The 22,190-nt window shown below is 68.4% G+C and carries 21 protein-coding genes and 1 pseudogene; 15 read left to right on the top strand and 7 right to left on the bottom strand.

All coding sequences use genetic code 11. From position 1 onward, the window contains the following. Positions 1–134 precede the first annotated feature (134 nt). Positions 135–299 (bottom strand): annotated as a pseudogene (locus QFZ50_RS12260) (GntR family transcriptional regulator); the annotation flags it as partial. A 91-nt stretch (positions 300–390) separates the two neighbouring features. Here QFZ50_RS12260 and yczE point away from each other — a divergent pair. The 3 genes from yczE (at position 391) to QFZ50_RS12245 (ending at position 4,643) form a co-directional block, all read left to right on the top strand. Next, complete coding sequence (gene yczE / locus QFZ50_RS12255; RefSeq protein WP_307084523.1) at positions 391–1,011, top strand: membrane protein YczE; 621 nt, start codon at positions 391–393, stop codon at positions 1,009–1,011. A gap of 271 nt (positions 1,012–1,282) precedes the next feature. After that, positions 1,283–2,143, top strand: a complete 861-nt coding sequence (locus QFZ50_RS12250) for an MBL fold metallo-hydrolase (protein ID WP_307084521.1) — start codon at positions 1,283–1,285, stop codon at positions 2,141–2,143. Positions 2,144–2,279: 136 nt separating this feature from the next. Further along, entirely contained in the window at positions 2,280–4,643 is a 2,364-nt protein-coding gene (locus QFZ50_RS12245; protein ID WP_307084519.1) for an HAD-IA family hydrolase, read from the top strand. Positions 4,644–4,720: 77 nt separating this feature from the next. Here the strand turns inward: QFZ50_RS12245 and QFZ50_RS12240 are convergent, their stop codons facing one another. Beyond that, positions 4,721–6,004, bottom strand: coding sequence for an FAD-binding protein (locus QFZ50_RS12240; protein ID WP_307084517.1), 1,284 nt, complete (start codon positions 6,002–6,004; stop codon positions 4,721–4,723). A gap of 143 nt (positions 6,005–6,147) precedes the next feature. Here QFZ50_RS12240 and QFZ50_RS12235 point away from each other — a divergent pair, with 143 nt between their 5' ends. The 6 genes from QFZ50_RS12235 (at position 6,148) to QFZ50_RS12210 (ending at position 13,245) form a co-directional block, all read left to right on the top strand. Next, a complete protein-coding gene (locus tag QFZ50_RS12235; RefSeq protein WP_307084515.1) occupies positions 6,148–7,164 on the top strand; it encodes a LacI family DNA-binding transcriptional regulator in 1,017 nt (338 codons plus the stop codon). A 283-nt stretch (positions 7,165–7,447) separates the two neighbouring features. Further along, positions 7,448–8,800: an ABC transporter substrate-binding protein gene (locus tag QFZ50_RS12230; RefSeq protein WP_307084514.1), complete on the top strand. Its 1,353-nt coding sequence runs from the start codon at positions 7,448–7,450 to the stop codon at positions 8,798–8,800. A 100-nt stretch (positions 8,801–8,900) separates the two neighbouring features. Next, entirely contained in the window at positions 8,901–9,851 is a 951-nt protein-coding gene (locus tag QFZ50_RS12225; protein ID WP_307084512.1) for a carbohydrate ABC transporter permease, read from the top strand. A gap of 3 nt (positions 9,852–9,854) precedes the next feature. Next, positions 9,855–10,781 (top strand): carbohydrate ABC transporter permease, encoded by a 927-nt coding sequence (locus QFZ50_RS12220; RefSeq protein ID WP_307084510.1) that lies wholly within the window; start codon positions 9,855–9,857, stop codon positions 10,779–10,781. Positions 10,782–10,828: 47 nt separating this feature from the next. Further along, entirely contained in the window at positions 10,829–12,340 is a 1,512-nt protein-coding gene (gene arfA / locus QFZ50_RS12215; protein ID WP_307084509.1) for an arabinosylfuranosidase ArfA, read from the top strand. Further along, on the top strand, positions 12,337–13,245 hold the full coding sequence (locus tag QFZ50_RS12210; RefSeq protein WP_307084507.1) for an aldose 1-epimerase family protein: 909 nt from the start codon (positions 12,337–12,339) through the stop codon (positions 13,243–13,245). The genes arfA and QFZ50_RS12210 overlap by 4 nt, the downstream gene beginning before the upstream one ends. 369 nt (positions 13,246–13,614) lie before the next feature. On the opposite strand, the gene QFZ50_RS12205 is transcribed toward QFZ50_RS12210, so the two are convergent. Next, positions 13,615–14,217 carry a thymidylate kinase gene (locus QFZ50_RS12205; RefSeq protein ID WP_307084505.1) on the bottom strand — a complete coding sequence of 201 codons (603 nt, stop codon included), beginning with the start codon at positions 14,215–14,217 and terminating at the stop codon, positions 13,615–13,617. Positions 14,218–14,352: 135 nt separating this feature from the next. On the opposite strand from QFZ50_RS12205, the gene QFZ50_RS12200 reads away from it, so the two are divergent. Beyond that, positions 14,353–14,820 (top strand): anthrone oxygenase family protein, encoded by a 468-nt coding sequence (locus QFZ50_RS12200; RefSeq protein ID WP_307084504.1) that lies wholly within the window; start codon positions 14,353–14,355, stop codon positions 14,818–14,820. A gap of 43 nt (positions 14,821–14,863) precedes the next feature. On the opposite strand, the gene QFZ50_RS12195 is transcribed toward QFZ50_RS12200, so the two are convergent. Then, positions 14,864–15,856 (bottom strand): NAD-dependent epimerase/dehydratase family protein, encoded by a 993-nt coding sequence (locus QFZ50_RS12195; protein WP_307084502.1) that lies wholly within the window; start codon positions 15,854–15,856, stop codon positions 14,864–14,866. Between the two features lie 202 nt (positions 15,857–16,058). Here QFZ50_RS12195 and QFZ50_RS12190 point away from each other — a divergent pair, with 202 nt between their 5' ends. After that, complete coding sequence (locus QFZ50_RS12190; RefSeq protein ID WP_307084500.1) at positions 16,059–16,268, top strand: hypothetical protein; 210 nt, start codon at positions 16,059–16,061, stop codon at positions 16,266–16,268. A gap of 381 nt (positions 16,269–16,649) precedes the next feature. On the opposite strand, the gene QFZ50_RS12185 is transcribed toward QFZ50_RS12190, so the two are convergent. Continuing rightward, entirely contained in the window at positions 16,650–17,186 is a 537-nt protein-coding gene (locus tag QFZ50_RS12185; protein ID WP_307084498.1) for a GNAT family N-acetyltransferase, read from the bottom strand. Between the two features lie 351 nt (positions 17,187–17,537). On the opposite strand from QFZ50_RS12185, the gene QFZ50_RS12180 reads away from it, so the two are divergent. The 4 genes from QFZ50_RS12180 to crcB all read left to right on the top strand — a co-directional run bounded on the left by QFZ50_RS12180 (position 17,538) and on the right by crcB (position 19,722). Next, positions 17,538–17,945, top strand: coding sequence for a DUF1801 domain-containing protein (locus tag QFZ50_RS12180; protein ID WP_307084496.1), 408 nt, complete (start codon positions 17,538–17,540; stop codon positions 17,943–17,945). Beyond that, the gene (locus QFZ50_RS12175; protein WP_307084494.1) at positions 17,942–18,688 is read left to right on the top strand and encodes a dienelactone hydrolase family protein; all 747 of its coding nucleotides are present in this window, start codon (positions 17,942–17,944) and stop codon (positions 18,686–18,688) included. Before QFZ50_RS12180 ends, QFZ50_RS12175 begins: the two co-directional genes overlap by 4 nt. Beyond that, positions 18,678–19,190 carry a fluoride efflux transporter FluC gene (locus tag QFZ50_RS12170; RefSeq protein ID WP_307084493.1) on the top strand — a complete coding sequence of 171 codons (513 nt, stop codon included), beginning with the start codon at positions 18,678–18,680 and terminating at the stop codon, positions 19,188–19,190. The genes QFZ50_RS12175 and QFZ50_RS12170 overlap by 11 nt, the downstream gene beginning before the upstream one ends. A 124-nt stretch (positions 19,191–19,314) precedes the next feature. After that, positions 19,315–19,722, top strand: a complete 408-nt coding sequence (crcB, locus tag QFZ50_RS12165; protein ID WP_307084492.1) for a fluoride efflux transporter CrcB — start codon at positions 19,315–19,317, stop codon at positions 19,720–19,722. 243 nt (positions 19,723–19,965) lie between these two features. Here crcB and QFZ50_RS12160 read toward each other — a convergent pair whose 3' ends face one another. Together QFZ50_RS12160 and QFZ50_RS12155 are read right to left on the bottom strand one after the other, a co-directional pair. Continuing rightward, positions 19,966–21,780 carry an HNH endonuclease signature motif containing protein gene (locus QFZ50_RS12160; RefSeq protein WP_307084491.1) on the bottom strand — a complete coding sequence of 605 codons (1,815 nt, stop codon included), beginning with the start codon at positions 21,778–21,780 and terminating at the stop codon, positions 19,966–19,968. A 114-nt stretch (positions 21,781–21,894) separates the two neighbouring features. After that, the gene (locus QFZ50_RS12155) at positions 21,895–22,179 is read right to left on the bottom strand and encodes a DUF6510 family protein (protein WP_307084490.1); all 285 of its coding nucleotides are present in this window, start codon (positions 22,177–22,179) and stop codon (positions 21,895–21,897) included. Positions 22,180–22,190 lie beyond the last annotated feature (11 nt).

The raw sequence follows: 22,190 nt of genomic DNA, 5'->3' as shown, positions 1-22,190 counted from the left end.
AGGGCCGCCTTGCTGAGGTCCAGGACGATGCCGTCCCCGCCGTCGACGGTCGGCGCGCCGCGTCCGGGCATGGCGACGACGCTGCCCGAGCCCCGCGTGCTCTCCAGATATCCCGCGGACCGCAGGCGGGCATACGCCGCGGCCACCATGGTCCTGCTGACGCCGAGCTGCGTGGCGAGCTCGCGCTCGGCCGGCAGACGTGCACCCAGCGGGATCCGTCCGTCGAGGGCGAGCAGCCTGATGCGGTCGGCCAGAGCGCCGTAGGCGGGCCCGGACGTACGCCAGGCGCCGAGCTCCATCGTGAGTCGACGGGCCGGAAGAACGATCATAAGGCCACGATGACACAATTGGCTTCTTGAAGTAAGTCCAATCAGCCGATCTACTGGACTCATGACGTTCCTCGGTGCCCGGCGTGGCCTGCAGCTCATGATCGGTGTCTTCCTCTACGGGTTCTCCCTCGCGATGATGATCCGCGCCACGCTCGGTGTGTCACCCTGGGATGTCCTCGGCCAGGGCGGATCGCTGCGGACCGGCATCCCGTTCGGCTTCATGACCAACATCATCGGGCTGATCGTCCTGCTGCTCTGGATACCGCTCCGGCAGCGCCCGGGCGTCGGCACGGTGTTCAACGTCCTGCTGGTGGGGCCGAGCGCCGAGGTGGGGCTTGCGATCCTGACCGAGCCGGACCGGCTCTGGGCGCGGATCCTGCTGTTCACGGGAGGGCTTGTGCTGCTGGCAGTCGCGAGCGGGCTCTACATCGGTGCCCGCCTCGGCCCCGGACCGCGCGACGGCCTCATGACCGGCCTGCATACCCGGTTCGGCCTGCCGATCTGGCTCGTCCGCACTGCGATCGAGGGGACCGTGCTGGTGCTCGGCTGGCTGCTCGGCGGGTCGGTCGGTCTCGGCACCGTCGCCTTCGCGCTCCTCATCGGCCCGCTCATCAACATCGCGCTGCCGATCTTCCGCGTGCCCGAGCGTCCCGGCGCGAGGCCCAACGCCGCCGTCGCGTGAAGCCCGACGTCGTCAAGCCGACGTCGGTGTTCACAGCAAGCGTGGTGCCTGCGGTAGTCGTCCGCCCGCAGATGGCCGACGTCGGTGCCCACAGCAAGCGTGGTGCCTGCGGTTGTCGTCCGCAGGCATGGAGCCGATGCCGGCGCACGCAGCGCGGCCCCGGACCCGTCGCCCGGCCGACCCCGGCAGGAGGTAGGCGCACGCCGCGTCTCGTCGGCATCCGGTGCGGGCCGACCTAGACTGGAACCCCTGCCGTAAGCGAGAGGAATTCATGACCACCGACGTCCCCAGCGCCGACACCCGCAGCCCCTGGCGCGAGCTCGCACCGGGTATCTACATGCTGCGGGCAGGGTTCCGGATGAACGTCGGGCTCGTCGTCGGCACCGAGAGGGCCCTCGTCGTCGATACGGGAGCGGGGCCCATCAGCGCCGCGGAGGTGTACTCCCATGTTCGGGATGTCACCGCGCTGCCGCTGATCGTGGTCAACACGCACGCGCATGCCGACCATTTCTTCGGCAACAGCTACTTCGCAGCCCAGCGTGTGGAGGAGTTCTGGGCGACGTCGCGCTGCAGTGCGGTCCAGGCGGAGACCGGCGAGGAGCAGCGCACACTGGTCGCCGCCGTCGAGCCCGCCATGGCTGCAGGCGACGGCGCACACGCCGGCATCCTGCCTGCGAACCGGCTGGTGGAGGGTAAGCCCGTGGACCTCGACCTCGGCGATGTGTCCGTGACGCTGTTCCATCTCGGCCGGGGCCACACCGATCATGACCTCCTGGTCGGCGCGGGCAACGTCCTCTTCACCGGAGACCTCGTGGAGGAGGGTGCCGATCCGGTCTTCGAGGACTCGTTCCCCATCGACTGGGTGCGCACACTCGGCAAGATGGCAGCGCTCGAGGACCTCTACGACGTCTTCGTGCCCGGTCATGGCGAGCCCGTCGCCGTCGAGGAGGTCGTCACCCAGCTGAACAAGATGCGCAGCGCCATCCGTGTCACGAGGACGGCGATGGACGAGGCTTCGGTGGACATGACCAAGGCCATCCCGATCCTGCCGTACGGCCCGGAGCAGTCACGGGCGCTCCTGATCCGCCTGCGCACGCTCGCCCACTGGAGCTGGCTGACGCGCAAGCATTAGCACGCACAGCCGGGATCCGACGTGTGATCTCGATCGTACCGGCGGCGGTTGTAGCGGTCTCTGCCGTGTTCCTACGCTTGAACCATAGACGGACGGGTTAGCAGCGGCCCTTCGAAGTTCTCCTGAAGGAGCCGCTATGTCGGAACGCCCCATGCTCACACCCCTGCCCCAGGTCCTCGAGAACCCCGAGCACCACACCGCCGACCTGCCGGTGCAGCTCCCCGCCTACAACCCCGCCGACCTGCGCCACGGCGTCGTCCACTTCGGGGTCGGCGGATTCCACCGTGCCCACCAGGCCGTCTACTTCGACGAACTGGCGGGCAGGGGACTCGCCATGGACTGGGGCGTGATCGGTGTCGGCCTGCACCGCCGGGAGATGAAGGACGTGCTCGAGCGGCAGGACAACCTCTACACCGTCATCGAACGGGGGGCGGAGGAGGACTCCGCGCGCGTCATCGGCTCCATGGTGGACTACCTGTACGCGCCCGAGGACCCCGAGGCCGTCCTCGCCACGCTCGCGAGCGAACGCACCCGGCTCGTGACCCTGACCGTGACCGGCTCCAGCTACCACGTGGATCCCGTGACCGGGGAGTTCCAGGCCGAGGACGAGGACATCGCGGAGGACCTCGCGCACCCGGAGCGGCCCGCCACCGTGTTCGGCTACATCGTGGAGGCTCTGCGTCGTCGCCGCGAGCAGGGGCTCCCGCCGTTCACCGTCCTGCCGTGCGACAACATGCAGCGCGGTGGCGAGGTGGCGCGCACCGCCGTCGTCTCCCTCGCCCGCCTGCGGGACGCCGACCTGGCCGAGTGGATCGACCGCGAGGGCGCGTTCCCCTCGAGCATGGTGGACCGCATCACCCCGACCACGTCGCCCGGGGAACGGGACGCCATCGTGAACCGGTTCGCCCTCGACGACGGTTGGCCCGTGCTCACCGAACCCTTCGCACAGTGGATCATCGAGGACTCCTTCTGCAACGGGCGGCCTCCCCTCGACGAGGTCGGCGTGCACTTCGTGGACGACGTCGAGCCCTTCGAACTCATGAAGACCCGCCTGCTGAACGCAGGCCACTGCGCGCTCGGCTATTACGGCCTCCTCCTGGGGTACCGCACCACCGCGGAGGCCATGGCCGACGACGTCGTCCGCGGCTTCCTGACCGCGTTCCTGGACGAGGTCATCCCGCTCCTGCCGGCCGTCCCGGGGATCGACCTCGGGGAGTACCGCGACTCCCTGCTCGGCAGGCTGTCGAACGCCTCCATGGAGGACCAGCTGGAGCGGCTCACACGTCGCAGCTCCACGAAGGTCCCCGACTACGTGCTGCCGTCCCTGCTCGCGGCGCTCGATCAGAACAGCGCCCACCGCATGCTGCTGCTGACCATCGCAGGCTGGTTCCGCTACCTGCGCGGCGTCGACGAGCAGGGGGCCGAGTACGACGTGCAGGACGCCCGGGCTGACGAGATGCGCCCACTCGCCGAGGACGGACGGTTCGACGAGTGGATCGGCGACGCCTCGGTCTTCGCCGATCTCGCCGACCGGAAGGACGTCGTGGAGGAGTTGCAGGAGCTCGTGGACCAGCTGGACGCCCGGGGAGTGCGTGCCGTCCTCGACGCCGTGACCGGTGCGTCTGCCGGTACAGATGCCGACCCCGATGCCCACCCTGATGCCCGCCCCGACGCCGGGGCCGCGTCCGACGCGGGCGCAGCTTCTGCCCGTGCGGGGACCGCCCCGTCGCGGCTCGATCCGGCTGCTGTCCGCGTGATCCTGTGTGACGCGGACGGCAACCTGTTCCCCTCCGAGGACATCGCTTTCGAGGCGTCCACCGACGTCACGAACCGGCTCGCCGAGGACGTCGGCGTACCCGTCCGCTTCGAGCCGGAGGAACTGCGCCAGGCGACGCTCGGGAAGAACTTCCGGCGTGTGGCCGCCGAGCTGACCGAGCCGGACAGCGAGTGGCCCGGCCCGGCCCGACAGCTCGGCGACGAGGAGCTGGAGCAGTGGATCTCGGAGGAGAAGCACGTGGTGAGCGAGCACCTGCGCTCCACCCTCGAGCCCGACACCGAGATCAGTCACGCCCTTCAGGAACTCAGCCGCCACTTCGAGCTCGCAGTGGTCAGCTCGAGCGCCACCTCGCGGCTCCAGGCCTCCTTCGAGGCCACGGACCTGGGGCGCTTCTTCCCCGGGAACCGGGTGTTCAGCGCGGAGGACTCCATGCCGGAGCCCGTCAGCAAGCCCGACCCTGCGGTGTACCTGTTCGCCCTCGAGCAGCTCGGGGTGTCCGCCGACGCGTCCCTCGCCATCGAGGACTCGGTGACGGGTGCGACGTCGGCGGTCGCGGCCGGGTGTCCCACCATCGGCAATGTCTGCTTCGTCGCACCCGAAGAGCGCGAGGAGCGACGACGCCAGCTCGAGGACGTCGGAGTCGTCGCGGTCGTCGAATCCTGGTCCGAGGTGCTCGAACTCCTCGCACCGGAGCCGGCCGTCAGTGCCGGCGCCACCCGCTGAGCACCGGTAGCCCATATGCGAAGGGACCGGTCGGCTGCGTTCCGCGGCCGGCCGGTCCCGTGTCCGGGGTCTCCAGGTCAGGCCGGGACGGTGGAATCCCCGAACACGGTCCGGTCGAGGAACACGTTGCGGAACTTGCCCTCGGGGTCCATCCGCCGGGCAAGGGCCCTGAAATCCTCGAACCGCGGGTAGAGCGGCGCGAGCTGCGCGGCGTCCGCCGCGAACAGCTTGCCCCAGTGCGGGCGCGCACCGAACGGTGCCAGTGCGGACTCCACCTCGGGCAGGAGGGCTTCTACCTCCGGCTGCAGCGGCTTCCAGGTGAAGTGCAGGCCGATCCCGGCCCGCTGGTGGTTGTTGCTCATCCACAGGTCGTCCGCAGCCATCGACCGCACCTCGGAGACCTGCAGCAGCGGCGTGAGCCTGGGTGCGAGGGCACGCATGGCCTCGATGGCGGCGACGGCGTGCTCGCGCCCCACGAGGTACTCGGTCTGCAGTTCCTCGCCGTTGCTGGGGGTGAAGGCGAGGCGGAAATGGGCGAGACGGTCCGACCATGGCCCGGGCACACCGAGTTGCTGCGTGCAGTGGTCCGCGGCGACGCCCGGTACCGGATGGTACGCACGGTCCGCGGGCACGCCTCCGTAGAACGTGCGGGGTGCGGGCGTGCCGCTGTCCATCCTGGTCTTGAGCCAGGCCTGGCCGATCGTGTCGCCTGACCAGTCGGTGAACAGGCTGACGCTGTACGCGGAGGACGTCGCGGCGTCGTAGTCCGCGAGGACGGCGTCCCACGGCACGTCTGTGAACACGTCCTGGCGCACGTCGAAGGACGGTTCGATGCGCAGGGTCACGCGATGGACGACGCCGAGCGCGCCGAGGTTCACCACCATGCCGTCGAAGTCGGCGTCGCCCTTCGCCACCGTGAGCACGTCGCCGGATGCCGTGACGAGTTCGAGCCCGACGACCGCCGTGGCGAGGTTGCCGTTGGCGTCACCGGAACCGTGGGTGGCGGTGGCGATGGCACCGCCGACCGAGATGTGGGGGAGCGAGGCCAGGTTGTGGATCGCGAAGCCTCGGCGCTGCAGGTGTTCCGCGAGGACGCCGTAGCGCAGGCCCGCGGCGACCGTGACGGTGAGTGCGTCGTCGTCGATCTCGACGCCCGGATCGAGGACATCCAGGGACACGAGCGTCCCGGGGCTGTCGGCGATGTCGTTGAAGGAGTGGCGCGAGCCGAGGGCCCTGATGCGGGAGGCTCCGGCCACGGCGCGCTGCAGCTCCGCGAGCGAGGTGGGGTGTTCCATCGTCCGGGCACGGTACTCGTAGTTGCCCGCCCAGTTGAGCCGATCCCGTACCTGTTCCTCGATCATGGTGGTCCTTGCCTGCCCGGTGTCGCGACGATGGGAGAGATGCTGCACACTCCGTCCGTGGCGGGTGCCCGCCCATACTACAACGTTGTAGACTCACCTCACGCGTGGCGTACAGGGCATCACGGGTGGACTGAGGGAGCGGCATGGCGGCCACATTGAAGGACGTTGCGCTGGCGGCCGGCGTCTCGATCAAGACCGTCTCCAACGTCATCAACGACTACCAGCACATCCGCGCCGACACGAAGCAGCGGGTCATGGATGCCATCGCGGAGCTCGGGTACAGCCCCAATCTCTCGGCGCGCAGCCTGCGCTCGGGCAAGACCGGCGTGATCGGGCTCGCCGTGCCGGAACTCTCGCTGAGCTACTTCGCCGAACTCGCCGATTCCATCATCAAGGCCGCCGAGCGCCGTGGCCTCAAGGTCCTCATCGAGCAGACGGGTGGCGACCGGTCCGTCGAACTCGAGATCCTGTCCAGCCCGCGGCTGCAGATGACCGACGGCCTGCTGTTCAGCCCTCTCGGGATGTCCAACGAGGACGCCCACCACCTGAACGTGAACTTCCCGCTGGTCCTCCTCGGCGAGCGGATCTTCGGCGGCCCCACCGACCACGTCACCATGAGCAACGTCGAGTCGGCGCAGGCCGCGACCGCGCACCTGCTGTCCAAGGGGCGGCGCCGCATCGCCGTCGTCGGTGCACACGAGGGCGAGGTCATCGGCTCGGCGGGGCTCCGGCTGCAGGGCTACCGGCAGGCGCTCGAGGAGGCGGGCATAGGGTTCGCTCCCGAGCTCGTGGCCTACACCACGTTCTGGCACCGTGCCAACGGCGCCAGGTCCATGCGGGAGCTGCTCGACGCCGGCGTCGAGTTCGACGCCGTGTTCGGCATGAACGACACCCTGGCCCTCGGGGCGATGCGCGTGCTGCAGGAGGCGGGCCGCAGGATTCCCGACGACGTCGCCGTCATCGGCTTCGACGACCTCGACGAGGGCCGGTACTCGCTGCCCACCCTCTCCACGATCGACCCCGGCCGGGACGAGATCGCCGATACGGCCGTGCGTGTGCTGCAGGAGCGTATCTCCGGGCGTGACGGCGACACCCCGCCGCGGGAGATCGAGGCACGCTTCCAGGTGATCGAACGGGAGTCCTCGGCGCTGCCCGCCTGACGCTCGGGCCGCGGCGGGGAAATGTGCCGCAGGAGGCTTGACAGGTGCCGACACCACTCTGCATGCTTTCTCTACATCGTTTACCTACAACGATGTAAACGACGGAACCGACACTTGTAGAGCCCTCGCACAGCGGTGGAACTGCAGGAGGACGAACCCGGATCAAGGAAGATTCGAGCGGGCGCAGCACCTTGTGCCCGGCGATCCTCCTCCCTGCAGCACCCGGACCGGCCGCCCCTGGGCGGACCACGGTGGATCATCACCGCGAGAGGAAGCAAGAGATATGAAAGCCAAGTTCCTGGCATCGGCAGGCATCGTCGCCGCCACTGCCGTAGCACTGACCGGCTGCTCCGGAGGAAGCGGAAGCGGCGGCGGAGGCGGCTCCGAAGCTGCGTCCTGCACCAACACCATCGTCAACGCCGAGGCCCCTCAGGTCACCGTCTGGGCCTGGTACCCCGCGTTCAACGAGGTCGTCGACCAGTTCAACAACGCGAACGACGACGTCCAGATCTGCTGGACGAACGCCGGCCAGGGCAACGACGAGTACACGAAGTTCTCCACCTCCATCGAGTCCGGCTCGGGTGCCCCCGACGTCATCCAGCTCGAATCAGAGGTCCTCTCCAGCTTCACCATCCGTGATTCGCTCGTGGATCTCACGGAGTTCGGCGCCAACGACGTCAAGGCGGACTACGCCGAGGGCGCCTGGGAAGACGCGAGCAGCGGCGACGCCGTCTACGCCATCCCCGTCGACGGCGGACCCATGGGCATGATCTACCGCCAGGACCTCTTCGATGCCGCAGGCATCGCAGTGCCGACCACCTGGGAGGAGTTCGAGGCAGCGGCCCGGAAGCTGAAGGAGTCCGGCAGCGGCGCGGTCATCGGGGACTTCCCGACCAACGGCCGCGCCTTCAACCAGGCGCTCTTCGCCCAGGCCGGTTCCGTCCCGTTCGAATACGACTCCGCGAACCCGCAGGAGATCGGTATCAACGTCAACGACGACGGTGCGAAGAAGGTCCTCGAGTACTGGGACGGCCTCGTGAAGGACGGCCTCGTCGCCACCGATGACGCTTTCACCGCCGACTACAACACCAAGCTCGTCGATGGCTCCTACGCCGTCTACCTCGCCGCGGCCTGGGGCCCCGGCTACCTGCAGGGACTCTCCGACGCCGATCCGACCGCCGTCTGGCGCGCGGCGCCGCTCCCGCAGTGGGACGCAGCCAACCCCGTCCAGGTGAACTGGGGCGGCTCCACCTTCGCCGTAACGGAACAGGCGAAGGACAAGGAGCTGGCAGCGAAGGTCGCCATGGGCATCTTCGGCAACGAGGAGGGCATGAACCTCGGTGTGGACAAGGGAGCACTCTTCCCGTCCTACGCACCGGTCCTCGACTCCCCGGAGTTCGCCGACAAGGAGTACGAGTTCTTCGGCGGACAGCAGATCAACAAGGACGTGTTCCTCGACGCTGCTGCAGGCTACGAGGGCGCGACCTTCAGCCCGTTCCAGAACTACGCCTACGACCAGCTCACCGAGCAGATCTACGCGATGGTCCAGGGCGAGAAGGACGCGAGCCAGGCGCTCGACGACCTGCAGGCTTCGCTGGAGCAGTACGCGACCGAGCAGGGCTTCACCATCAAGTAGCCCACGGGAGGGTGCCCGCCAGTATGCGGGCGCCCTCCTTGCCGCTCCCGGTGGAGTCCGTCCACCCGACATCCTTCCCATAGCTCGAGGAAAGACCACCATGGCCACGACCACCGCGCCGACGTCGTCACACCCCGCCGAGGCAACCAACCAGGTCAAGCACCGCCCGGACAGGAACTACCGGCGCAAGCAGCGCTGGGGATGGCTGTTCGTGGCGCCCTTCGCCCTCATCTTCCTGACCTTCCTCATTCTTCCGCTGGTCTATGCCTTCCGGATGAGCCTCTTCACCAGCACCCTCGCGACCGGCAACAAGTTCGTCGGCGGCGACAACTACATCAAGGCGTTCTCCGACCCGATCTTCCTCCAGGGCCTCGGTACCGTGGCGAAGTTCGCCCTGATCATGATCCCGGCCCAGATGCTCGTGGCACTCGTCGCGGCCCTCGTCCTCGACAACCTGGCCACCTGGGCCTCGAAGTTCTCCCGCCTGATGATCTTCATCCCCTATGCGGTCCCCGTCGTCATCGGTGCCCTGATGTGGGGCTTCCTCTACAGCCCGCGCTTCGGACCGGCCAGCAGCATCTTCGGCATCTTCGGTCTGACCGCACCGGACTTCCTGGCACAGGACAACATCTTCGGCAGCCTCGTGAACATCGTCACCTGGCAGTGGGCCGGCTACTACATGATCATCATCTACGCGGCGCTGCGCGGCATCGACCCGGGGATCTACGAGGCTGCTGTGCTCGACGGCGCCTCCGACCGGCAGATCGCCCTGCGCATCAAGGTCCCGATGATCTCGTCCTCCCTGGTCATGGTGGTGATCTTCGCCCTGATCGGCACCCTCCAGTTCTTCACCGAACCGCAGGTCCTTCGAGGAGTGGCGCAGGGAGCCATCCCGGTGTCGTACACACCGAACATGTATGCGTTCACGCTGGCTTTCTCCTACAGCCAGTTCAACTACGCCTCCGCCATCTCGTTCGCACTGGGGATCGTCGTGTTCGTCTTCTCCTTCATCTTCCTCTTCCTGACCCGCAAGCAGAGCGGACTGAAATAAGCCATGGCACTCGTCACAGACACCCCACAGCGGCGGGACGGCCGGAGAGCCCGCGGCTCCGCAGCACGGAACAGGGCTCGCAACGGCGGCCCCAGGATCGGCTCCCACATCTTCCTGCTGATGCTCGTCATCTACTTCGTCACCCCCCTCTGGTGGCTGACGGTCGCGAGCACCAAGGACACCGCGGGCCTGTTCGGCGGATCCGGCGGGCCGCTCTGGTTCGACGACGGATTCCACTTCTTCAGCAACCCCCAGGGCCTGTTCGAACGGCAGGACGGCATCTACTGGCGCTGGCTCGGCAACTCGTTCCTCTACGCGATCTCCGGCGGCGTGGGTGCCACCGTTCTGGCGGTCCTCGCCGGCTACGGCTTCGCCAAGTACAACTTCCGCGGACGGGGGGCCTTCTTCGGCATCCTGCTCGGTGCGGTCATGGTGCCCCTGACGGCGCTCGTCATCCCGACCTTCGTCCTCCTGAGCTCGGTCGGGCTCGTCAACACCATCTGGGCCGTCATCCTGCCCTCACTGCTGAGCCCGTTCGGCGTGTACCTCATGCGGGTCTTCGCCCAGGAGGCCGTACCGGACGAGCTCCTCGATGCCGCCCGGATCGACGGCGCGGGCGAGATCCGCACGTTCTTCCAGATCGCGCTTCCGCTGTTGCGCCCGGCGATCGTGACGGTGCTCCTGCTGTCCGTCGTCGGGACCTGGAACAACTTCTTCCTGCCCCTCGCGGTCCTCAGTGACCCGCTGCTGCTGCCCGTCACGGTCGGCCTCAACGGCTGGCAGGCGTTGTCCAACGCCGGCAGCGGCGGCGAGGCGCTGTGGAACCTGATCACCACGGGCGCCTTCATCTCGATCATCCCGCTGATCATCGCCTTCCTCTCCCTCCAGAAGTACTGGCAGGGCGGGTTGTCGCTGGGCTCGCTCAAGTAGCCCGCACCCCGCTCCACCACACGCCACCCTGAACAGAAAGCAGCCCGATGCAGAACGCACGCCTCACGCTCGACCCCTCCTTCACGGTCGGGCCCATCAACCGCAACATCTTCGGCGGGTTCGTCGAACACCTCGGCCGCCACGTCTACGACGGCATCCACGAACCCAGCCACGCGACCGCTGACGACGAGGGCTTCCGCCAGGACGTCATCGAGCTCGTGAAGGAGATGGGCGTGTCGACCATCCGCTATCCCGGAGGGAACTTCGTCTCCGGTTTCCGCTGGGAGGACAGCGTGGGGCCGCGCGAGGAGCGCCCCACCCGCCTCGACCTCGCCTGGCACTCCACGGAGACCAACCAGGTGGGCATGCACGAGTTCGCCTCGTGGCTGCAGAAGGTCGACAGCGACCTCATGCTCGCCGTGAATCTCGGTACGCGCGGCACCTCCGAAGCCCTCGAACTCCTCGAGTACTCGAACCTGCCCAAGGGCACCGCACTCGCCGACCAGCGCATGGCCAACGGCCGTCCCGACCCGTTCGACGTCAAGATCTGGTGCCTGGGCAACGAGATGGACGGCCCGTGGCAGCTCGGGCACCGGTCAGCGGAGGATTACGGCAAGCTCGCGGCCATCACGGCCCGGGCCATGCGCCAGCTCGATCCGTCCATCGAACTCGTGGCCTGCGGCTCGTCGAGCGCCCACATGCCGACCTTCGGCGAATGGGAGCGTGTGGTGCTCTCGCACACGTACGACGTCGTGGACTACATCTCCTGCCACGCCTACTACGAGGAGAAGAACGGGGACCTCGGTTCCTTCCTCGCCTCCGCCGTCGACATGGACTCCTTCATCGAATCCGTCGTCGCGACCGCCGACCACGTGAAGGCCGTCCGTGGCAGTTCGAAGACCATCAACATCTCCTTCGACGAGTGGAACGTCTGGTACATCAGCCGGTTCGAGAACGTCGACAAGATCGAGGGCCTCGACAACTGGCCCGTGGCCCCGCGCCTGCTCGAGGACTGCTACTCGGTGGCCGACGCCGTCGTGTTCGGCAACCTGATGATCTCGCTGCTCAAGCACGCGGACCGCGTCACCTCGGCCTCGCTAGCGCAGCTCGTCAACGTGATCGCCCCGATCATGACCGAGCCGGGCGGGCCGGCCTGGCGCCAGACCACGTTCTTCCCGTTCTCCATCACCTCGAAGCTCGCGCAGGGTTCCGTGCTCGAGCTCAAGCTCGACGCCGGCACGTACGAGACCAGCGACTACGGCACCGTGTCCCTCGTGGACGCGGTGGCCACGCACGACGACGCGACGGGCGCCACCGCCGTCTTCCTCGTCAACCGGTCCCAGACCGAGGAGACGACCGTGACCATCGACGTCGCGGCACTGAACGGGTTCAGCAGTGTGACGGCGCAGTCGCTGTACGATACGGACGTGTATGCCAAGAACACCCTCGAGGAGCCCGAGCGCGTGACCATGAAGACCAACACCTCAGCGAAGCTCGACGGCGGCGCCGTCACCATCACGCTTCCGCCCGTGTCCTGGACGGCCGTAAGCCTCGCATGAACCACCCCGAATACAGGATCGAGGGCGGCGGCTACACGGCCGTCGTCCTCGGTCTCGGTGCCGCAGTCCGCGAACTCACCCACGAGGGGCGGCCCCTCGTGGTCGGCTTCGGAGCCGACGAGGAGATGCCCAACTTCCGGGGCGCCTTCGTGGCCCCATGGCCCAACCGGATCGCGGACGGGCGCTACACGTTCGACGGCGTCGACTACGAACTGCCGGTCAACGAGCCCGAGCGCGGCACCGCCCTCCACGGACTCGTCTTCGACATCCCCTGGACGCTCGTGGAGCACTCGGAGTCCGCAGTGACGCTCGGGTGCACCATCGAGCCGCGTGAGGCCTACCCCTTCACTGTCGCTCTGCACGCCCGCTTCAGTGTGGGCGAGGAGGGCTTCAGGAGCGTCATCACCGCCCTGAACACGGGATCACGGCGCGCACCCTACGGTGTCTGCCCCCACCCCTACCTCGTCGCCGGACCGTCGCCCCTCGACGAGTGGGTGCTCGAACTCCCCGCGTCGACCGTCCTGACGGTCACCCCCGACCGACTGCTGCCCGTGGCGAAAGAGCCCGTGGAGGGCACGCCGTTCGACTTCCGGGCGGCACACGCCATCGGGGACGTGCAGATCGACCACGCGTTCACCGACCTCACGCCGGATGCCTCCGGTCTGGCGACGGTCCGCGTGACCGATCCGCGGCATGGAACCGGTGTCGCGATGGTGTGGGACGAGAGCTGCCCGTGGGTACAGATCCACACGGCCGATCTCCCTCGCAAACCCGAGAGCACCCGCCTGGGACTCGCCGTCGAACCCATGACGTGCCCGCCCGATGCCTTCAACACCGGTGAGGACCTCGTGGTCCTCGAGCCTGGTGCCACGCACCGCGCGGGCTGGATGATCACAGCCCTCTAGCCGTCCCCGGCGGACCTGGGGCGTCGAGGTGTCCTCGGCGGTCCGGTGGGCAGAAGAGCCCGGCGGCCCTGTGCCGCTGCCGGTCGCTTCCGTCGTTCCGTCCACTGCGGGTCGCCTCCGTCGAGGTGTCCTTGGCGGTCGCTGGGCAGAAGAGCCCGGCGGCCCTGTGCCGCTGTCATCGCCGGTCGCCTCCGTCGTCCCGTCCGCTGCCGGTTGCCTCCGTCAAGGTGTCCTTGGCGGTCGCTGGGCAGAAGAGCCCGGTGGCGGCCCTGTGCCGCAGTCATCGCCGTCGCCCCCGTCGTTCCGTCCCCTGCCGGTCTCGCCTCCGTCCTGCCGTCCGCTGCGGGCCGATGGCCGTGGTGTCGCAGGTCAGAGGCGAGCGAGCGGGCGGTCCTGGCCGGTGTCGGCGTCCCGCGCTGCCAGGGCGAGCAGTTCCGCGGTGATCGCCTCGCGCGAGTCGGCGGCCTGCACGATGTAGGACGCCGGATAGGTCTCCAGGCGCCGGTACGCCTGCTGCAGCGAGTCGAGACCCGACGGGGTCTCGCGGTCCGTGCCCCGTCGGTTTACCCGCTCGACGGCGATCTCGGCAGGCAGTTCGAAGTGCGCGACGACGTCGGGAGCGGGCATGGCGCGCTGAAGCCACGGGATGATCACACCCCGCGGAAGACCGCGTGCCTCACGGAGGGCGAGCTGGCAGTCGAGTCCGCGGTCGAGGATGGCGACGCCGTCGAACCGGGACAGCTGTACCTCGTTCAGGAGCACCCTGACCACGCGGGTGGTGGTCTCCAGGAAGTCCTGCAGCCGGGGTCCGGGCGTCCACCCGACGGCGTCCCACCAGCCGGCCATGGTGCGCCGCCCGGCCGGGTTCTTCAGCACGAGTGCGGTGCCGCCCCGCGCATGGATGGCCAGGGCGAGATCATGGGCTGCCGTGCTCTTGCCGGCACCGTCGATGCCGGTCAGCAGGATGCGCACGGGATGGACCTTTCGTGGAGGTGGTCCTTTTTTCAACGGGTCGCTGCGGTGCCCCGTTCCCTGCAGGTGCGGTGCAGCGGATCCGTCCGGCGGTAGTGTCGTGTCAGTCGCACCGCCGACGACGGGGGAAGAGCCATGTGGGACACGATCAGCGCAGCGGTCGCCGCGGCGGGGAGCCTCCTGACGGCCGGCGTCTACTTCGCCTTCGCCGCGATGGTGATGCCCGCCCTTCGTCCGGACGCACGGACCGGGGTGGCGGCCATGCGTGCGGTCAACCGCTGGGCGGTACGCCCGCCCTTCATGATCCTCTTCTTCGGTACGGCGGTGCTGAGCGTCGTGGTGCTGGTGATCAGCCTCCTCGGCCGTGAGCTACTGGCGGGCGTGGGAGCCGCGGGCTACCTGGCGGGCGTCGCCATCACAGTGTTCGGCAATGTCCCATTGAACGACGGACTCGACCGTGCTGCGGAGGCCGGCGGATCGGCCCGCGCGGACGACGAGGCCGCCTGGGCCGCATTCGCCGGGCCCTGGGAGAGGCTGAACCTGGCCCGCGCCGTCGTGTCGGCGCTCGGTGGTGCGCTCCTTCTGCTGCATGTACTGGTCTGAGGAACGCGAACCGGTGCCGGCGGCATGGCGGCGCACAGGCTCGTCACACGACGGTGCGTTCCTGGAGCGCGGTGAGCAGTTCCAGTTCCTCAGTCCGTGTCAGACCCGCCCTCCGGTCTCGCTCGAGACCGCGGCCACGTTCGTCGTCGAGCGTGTCCTGCAGCGTCCCGTGGAGGTCCCTGAGCTTGCCGCCGGCCGCGCGGAAGGCGGCGTTGCTGCGTCGGCTGAAGCCCGCGAAGTCCTCCGGGAGCCACAGCGGGAGCGATCTCGGGCCCGCCCAGTAGGCCACGCCCTGTGCCACGAGCCACTCCGCTTCGGCCTCCACCACGTCACCCGAGTGCCCCGCAACCGACCGTGCCTGCGTGAGGACATCACCGAAGGTGTGGATGTCGCCGACAGCGTTGACGGCTCCGACGGTTCCCGAAAGCCCCGCGGTGACGACCCAGGCCGCGAGGTCCCGTACGTCGATGATCTGGACGTAACGGTCCGCGAGAGTGGGTGCGAGCACGTCCTTCCGGGCAGCGAGGGCGCAGCGCGAGACCCAGTAGCCGAACCGGTCACTACGGTCTCCCGGCCCGGCGATCAGGCCGGCGCGGACGGTGAGGAGACGGTCCGCGAGCGCCGCAACGGACGCCTGCTCGCAGAGCACCTTGGCTGTGGCGTAGTCGTCCGCACCCTCCGCCGTCGCGTCTACCAGGCCTGCCGACTCGTCCGCCCCCGGTTCGGCGTTGGAGGCGTACGCGGAACAGGAGGAGATCAGCGTCCAGTGGGCGGCCCTCTCCGCGAGGGCTTCGAGCGCCCCGCTGACATGGTCGATGTTCCACGAGATCTCGATGACCTCGTCCCAGTCGGTGCCGAGGACGTCGTCGTAGGCGCCGGATGCCGAGCGGTCGACGGCGATGAGACGGGCTCCCGGTGGTGGCGGCCCTGAGGTACCCCGGGCCAGGCAGGTGACGTCGTGAGCATCTGCGACGAAGTGGGCGGCGAGCTCACGGCCGAGCCATGCAGTGCCACCGAGGATCAGGATGCGACTCATGCACCCACTCAACAGGAAAGGGTCCTGCCTGTCATCGTTTCTGCTGGTGCGGCGCTCTGGGCGCTTCCTGAACGTCCGGTGACTCAGGTGACTCAGGTGACCCCGGTGGGCTCGTCGATTCGACCACGCGAGCCGCCAGCAAACGGGCCTCGCGCAGCCGCTCCGGCGGGCACGAGCCGACGGGAGGCATCGAGAATTCGACGTGTCCGTTGTCGCCCGGGTGCCGGGAGAGGGACTTCCCGCCACTGCGATGGACGCACGGCAGGGCGAGCACGATCCCGCCGGCGGCGATCAGGAGGAGGGGATAGCCCCGGACACCGGCGAACAGGGCGAGTATTCCGAGGGAGAGGCTGAGGGTGCCGAGGAGAGCAAGGAATTTGGTGATCATCACACGTCCGTCGTCGTTGACTGATTGTGGTGGCACCGATAGTACTCCCCGCAGTGCCGTGCGCTGCACCCGCGCGGCTGTGTCATCCCGTCAGGACGGAACCGCTGTCCTGCCTCGGTGGGGGTGGGTGGTGATCCTGGCGAGTCGTACCTCAGCAGATCACCACGGCGCATCACCCTTCCCGGCGTACGGGCCGGGGCTGGCGGTCGGCTCAGGTAGGCCGGGCTCGAACCGGGTCGGACGTGCCGGACGGATCGGGCGGGGCAGCCGGTCGGCCCAGATGTGTCAGTCTCGAATCGGGTCGGTCAGCTCAGGTAGGCAAGGCTCGAATCGGGTCAGACGTGCCGGCCCAGCCCACCCCGGGTCAGGTCAGCCCGGGTCAGGTCCGGGTCGGGTCGGCCCGGGTCAGGTCAGGATGCGCTGATAGAGCAGGTGGTCCTGCCAGGAGCCCGCGATCCGGAGATAGGACGACGCCAGACCGATGAGCGTGAATCCGGTACGGGCCAGGACAGCCCTCGACGGTTCATTCTGCGGCAGGACGGACGCCTGGACCCGGTGCAGTCCCAGATCCTCCCGTGCGTACCCGATCGCCGCTCCGAGTGCAGCCGAACACACGCCGCGCCCCTGGAGGCCGGAGTCCACCCAGTAGCCGATGTGCGCATTGAGGAAGGGGCCCCGGACGATACCGGTCAGGGTGATGGTGCCGACGATGCGATCGCCCGCCGTCAGGACCCATGGGACATCGGTGCCCGCCCTCAGCCCCACGAGGCTGCCCGCGATCTGTTCAGCCTGGCCTGCGGTGGTGAAGAAGGCGTCGTCGCGGGACGGCTCCCAGGGCGCCAAGTGGTCGCGGTTGTCACGGTAGGCCCGGGCGAGAGCGGCGGCATCGTCCGACGTGAGCAAGCGCATGCGGACCGAGGCCGGCAGGGTGGGAGGAGACACCCGGGCAACAGTAGTGGAAATGGGTGGAGGGGGCTCGACCCGGGGAAGCCGGCATTGCTCGCGACCTGCACCCTCAGGCAAGCCGCTCGGCCGATGCGACAGGCTTCGCCCGTCACAGGTTCACGCCCGTGAGCTGCATCCACGATTGTTCTTCCGGCCGATCCTTCCGGTGTCACGGATCGCGACCGGCTGACCGACGGATCGGCGGATCGGCGGATCGGAGAGTACCTGCGAGGGCGGACGGTCAAGTCTCGGAGGGAACCTGCCTGGAACCCGAGCGCCTGCCTTTGATTCTTTCGGCCGTTGCTGGGCGCCCTTCCGGCTCCCGTCGGCCGCTGGCACACTGGTCCCATGGCAGGAGAGCCCGACACCCGGGTCGACGACTACATCGCAAAGCTGCCGCCGTGGCAGCAGGCCATCTGCCGCAGCGTGCGCCGGCTCGTGCACGAGGCGGATCCTGAGGTGCAGGAAACGATCAAGCGCACGAGGCAGCCCTACTTCGTGCTCGACGGGAACGTCTGTGCGTTGCTGGCCGCCAAGGACCACGTCAACGTGTTCCTGTACGACGGCGGGCTGGCGCCCGATCCCCACGGGATCATCACGGGCGGCGCCACCAACTCCACAGGACGGACGGTCGCCCTCCACGAAGGTGGACCGTTCGACGAGGACGCGCTGCGAGAGATCTTCAGGGCGATCATCGCTGACAACCGTGACGGTGGTTGGCGCAGCATCAAGAAGCGTGCAAGCCTAGGCGAATGAGCTCGTTCGAGGACATCGTCACGCCCGCGGGCACCCTCTCTGCCTATGTGGCGCGCCCCGAAGGACCGGTGAAGGGTGGACTCGTCCTCATCCACGAGGTGTGGGGGCTCGTGGGCCACACTCGTGATGTCGCGGACCGTTTCGCTCGGGAAGGCTATGTCGTCGTCGCACCGGATCTCCTCGCTGACCAGGGCATCACCGAGGAGAACACCGCCGGCATCGGCGAGGCCATCGCCAATCCGGATGAAGCAGCGCGTAACGAGGCACAGCCGAAGCTCCGGGCACTCCTGGCGCCCCTACGGAACCCCGAGTTCGGTTCGCTCACCACCCAGCGGGTCCAGGCGTGTTTCGCGTTCCTGTACGACGATGCCGACGTCGCAGGACGCGTGGGGGTCACCGGATTCTGCTTCGGCGGAACCTACAGCTTCTCCCTCGCCATCCACGAGCCGCGTCTGCTGGCGTGTGTTTCCTTCTACGGCCATGCCTCGTTCTCGGACGACGAACTGGCAGGCATCAAGGCGCCCGTCCTGGCCTTCTACGGCCAGGACGACGACGCCCTCATCGCCGAACTGCCGGCACTCGAGAGCGCGATGGGTGGTGCAGGTGTCGACTTCACGGCGAAGATCTATCCGGATGCCGGCCACGCGTTCTTCAACGACACGAATCGCTTCGCGTACCGGCCCGGCCCGGCCGAAGATGCCTGGAACCTGACCCTGGAGTTCCTCACGCGGCATGTCGCCTGATCCACCGGCGCGACGACGTTCCGACGGCCGCGGACGACCGCCTCATCTCAGGCCCTCCTACCTCCTGCTGGTATTCCTGGGTGGGATGGGTGGAACGCTGTCCCGCTTCGGTCTCGCCGGGGTTCTTCCGGCTCCTGCGGGCCTACCGTTGGGGATCTTCCTGATCAACATCGTGGGGGCCTTCGCTCTCGGACTGCTGCTCGGGGCCCTGGCACGACATGGCCCCGACGAAGGGCGACGTCGGGCTCTCCGCCTGCTCTTCGGCACGGGTTTCCTCGGCGGCTTCACCACGTACAGTGCGCTCGCCGTCGACTCCGCCCTGCTCCTCGGCTCAGGCCGGGTGATGGAGGGTCTCGCCTACCTCTCCGTGTCGGTGATTGTCGGGCTTGCGGCGGCGGCAGCCGGCCTTGCCGTCGGTGCTCGTGTCCACGGTGGCCCGAGGGATAGCCCGAGCGATGGCTCAGGCCGCGGTCCGGGAGCGCCGTCAGGAGCCACATCATGAACGGGTCGGTGGTGCCGGTGGCCACAGTGGTCCGGTTCGTTCGCCGTGGCCCGAGCGATGGCCCGAGCGATGGCCCGAGCGGTGGCTCAGGCAGCGGACCCGGAGCGCCCTCAGGAGCCACGCCATGAGCGCCTCCGTCATGAGCCTGTCTGTCGTGCTGATGCTCGGCATCGCCGGTGGGTTGGGGGCCGTTGCACGTTTCATGCTCGACGGCTTCATCTCGCCGATCCGGGGCGTAGTGCCGATCGGCACGATGGCGGTCAACATCAGTGGCTCGCTGGTGCTCGGGGTCCTGACCGGGCTGGTCCTCGCCGTGGCGCTGCCTTCCTCGTGGCTGCTCGTCGGCGGGACGGGTTTCCTCGGCGGGTACACGACGTTCAGTACGGCGAGCAGTGAGACCGTACGCCTGATCCAGGCCGGTCAGACCCGGGCAGCACTGCTTTCGGGGGTCGGAACAGCGCTGGCGGCTCTGGCCGCCGCGGGTCTCGGTCTGGTGATCGGGTTCGTCGCGGCGCGGATGGGCGGGCTGTGAAAGTCGGCGGTGCGGTACCGCGGGCGGATGACACCGTTCGAGGTGGGCGACCCGCGTCACCGTGGCCGGTTCTGGGGCCCCGCGTCACCAAGGCCTGGCTCTGAAGCGCCGCGTCACCAAGGCCTGGCTCTGAGACGCCGCGTCACCAAGGCCTGGCTCTGAAGCGCCGCGTCACCAAGGCCTGGCTCTGAAGCGCCGCGCCACTAAGGCCGGGTTTCCAGGCTCCGGTTCCAGCACAGGGTTTCAGGCCTGCTCATCAAGCCCCGGCTCTTCGTCCCAGGTCAGCCGGGCTGTCTCAGGCGACTCGTGTTCCCAGCCGGTCGGAGGGTTCTCCTGAAGAGGGATCCACTCCGTTGCACTGGCGAGCTCGTGGTGGACCGCACGCCCTGCCTGCCAGTACACGTTTCTTCGCGGATTTCTGGTCCGTCGTCGGTGGGCTGGTGGGGTGAACCAGGGGATGCCGTTGCGGGTTTCGATGGTCCAGGTTCCCTGGTGGATGAGGTGGTGGTGTCGTGAGCACAGCAGCACCCCGTTGTCGAGGCTGGTCGAGCCGCCGTGGGACCACGGCGTGAGGTGGTGGGCTTCGCACCAGCTGGCGGGGATGGTGCAGTCGGGGAAGGCGCAGCCCTTGTCCCTGGCGACGAGTGCCCGGCGCAGGTGGGGTGGGAAGAGCCGTTGGGCGCGTCCGACGTCGAGGACCTGGCCGGAGCCGCCCAGGACCAGGGGGATGAGGTCGGCGTCGCAGGCGAGTTTGCGGATGGTGCTGGCGGTGATCTGTTCGGCGAAGACGGCGTGGCCGGCGTGTTCTGTCGCGCCGGTGAGGTCCTTGTAGTCGATGGTCACCATGACCTGGGGGCGGTGCCCGCCTGTTGCGGGCAGACCGGTGGTGGACAGGGCGATCCTGCAGGCCGAGACCAGGCCCTCGAGGAGACGCTGGGCCCGGGTCGGGCCTGCCGGGTCGGGTGCGCCCGAACGGGGAGCTGAGGTGGCACCAGCACTGGTCGTGGGTGCGCCTGCACCGGCATCTGACGTGACATCAGCACTGGCTGCGGGAGTGCCTCGCGTGCATCCCGAGGCGCCGATGCTCGTCCGACCGGCCGCCTGCATCGGCGCCTCGGCTGCAGTCTCCGATACGCCGCTGCCCCCGGCGTCGGCCGCTGCATCGTCTGGCGTCCCGGATGCCGCCGGCCCCCAGGGCCCGGACGCCGCGCTGTCGTCCGGTTGGTCGTGTCGATCGGGTTGCTCGGAGGATCCGCGCGGATTGGCAGTCGCATTCATGACCGTTGCGAGCTGCTCGAACTGCTCATCCGTCGCACCGATCTCCAGGACGTGCAGGCCGTGGCGACGGCCCTTGAGGAACACACCCTGCCGGGCCCGCAGCACCTTCTCGGTGGGCTCCTGACCGTCCTGATCGAGCACCGATTCCCAGCGACGGGCTAGCACCCGCAGGACGTCCTCGTCGGACTCGATCGCCTGCCGGGTCAGGTGGTGCTCCATGTTCTCGAGTTGCTCCCGCGTCGCGAAGGACTGCACACGCTCAAGGGCCTGGGCTACGACGGCCATCGCCCGCCCGCTGATGGCGAACGAACCCGCGGCCTCGCCCAGAGCCTCCAGCCGCGGTGGGAGCGGGTTCCCCGACGGCGACAGGGACGGCAGCACGACCGCGGCCAGACTGAGCCGCCGCTTCGCCTCGGTGCGGCTGATGTCGATCGTTTCCCGCAGGAATTCCGCGCAGTTCCTGGACGTGCGACCGGCGTCGGAGGACGAGTCGGAGAGGGGACCCTGGACCGCTGATGCCGCTTCTCCAGGACCGGCTGTGGTGGAGCTGCCCGGATCCGACGCGAGGCCATGATGATCCGCTATCCGCGCCGCGAGGATCTGCAGGTGATCCACGACCTTCGACACCTGCTCCACGTCGAGCACGAATTGAAGGGCGTCCTCCCGCGCCAGAAGGTGGTGGTACTGCGCAAGCCCACGCGCGCAGTCGCCGAGGACGGCGCGGGCCTCATCCAGGGAGGACCCTGGCTGGGAGAGCTTCTTGATCGGTGTGACGCCCATGACCCGATGTTATCGAACATGCGTTCTATTAATCACGGCCGAAGTGCGATTGTGGAGGGGTAGTGGGGGACCGGATATCCACAGGACGATCGATGGCGGAGCTGCCCGCACCCGTCAGGGCTTGTCGATCACCAGGTGACGGACGCCGTCGACGGTGAGGATCTGACGATCCCCCTGATCGGTGAGGCAGAGCAGCACGGCGGTACAGGTGGGACACCGCAGCACCATGCCGGGTGCCTTCGCATAGAGCAGCGCCGCAGCCAGCGGACCGGAGGACCCGCAGCCCGCGCACGTGCACTCGGCGCTAGTGAGATCCGAGACGAACTGGTCGAGGGCCCCGGCGAGGGCGTTGCCGTCGAGATGGTCCTGGTCGAGGGGATACTGCTCCGTGCTGTCCATGACGATCCTTT

This window comes from Arthrobacter agilis, from assembly GCF_030816075.1.
GTDB classification, from domain to species: Bacteria; Actinomycetota; Actinomycetes; order Actinomycetales; family Micrococcaceae; genus Arthrobacter_D; species Arthrobacter_D agilis_E.
The sequence above is the reverse complement of the archived record's forward strand: the minus strand, read 5'-3'. Positions and strand labels throughout refer to the sequence as shown.